The organism is Arthrobacter sp. MDT2-34-1, from assembly GCF_059091365.1.
The window spans coordinates 1-498 of record NZ_JBNHGO010000128.1 but is presented as its reverse complement, the minus strand read 5'-3'; the positions used below and the strand labels follow the sequence as shown (position 1 = coordinate 498).

Sequence of the window (498 nt, the reverse complement as noted above, 5' to 3'; positions counted from 1 at the left end):
GCAGGGAACCGACATTCAGGCCCGCGGTGTAGCTTCCGGTGACCATGCCGATTTGTGACGGGCGGAAGTCGCGCCGGATGATCACCGGGACGGCGACGTTGCCGATCGTGATGGCCACGCCGATGATGACGGTGCCCAGCAGGGCAGCTTCGGCCGTGCCGGCGGATCTGACCAGGGTGCCGGCGAGGACCCCCAGCAAGGTCAGGACCACGGCCCGGTTGGCCCCGGCCCGGCGGATGAGCGCGGCGGCCAGCGGCGTGGCCAGGCCAAAGCAGAGCACCGGAATGGAGGTCAGCAGACCGGCGACGAAGCCGGACATCTCCAGTTCGTCCTGCATGATGCCCAGCACCGGCGACGGCGACACGATGGGGCCGCGCAGGTTGACGGACACGAACAGGATGGCGGGCAGCATGATCATGCCCGCCAAGAGGAACCGCTTGGTGGTCTGCGTCTTCACCAGATGACGCTACCAAGGCCCGGGGCCGGTCCTGACCATGT

The 498-nt window shown here is 68.1% G+C and carries 1 protein-coding gene; it reads right to left on the bottom strand.

The window, feature by feature from the left end; genetic code table 11:
* Window positions 1-457: MFS transporter (locus AC5RVV_RS18000; protein ID WP_494002712.1), on the bottom strand; the 457-nt coding region annotated here is incomplete at its 3' end.
* Window positions 458-498: the final 41 nt, after the last annotated feature.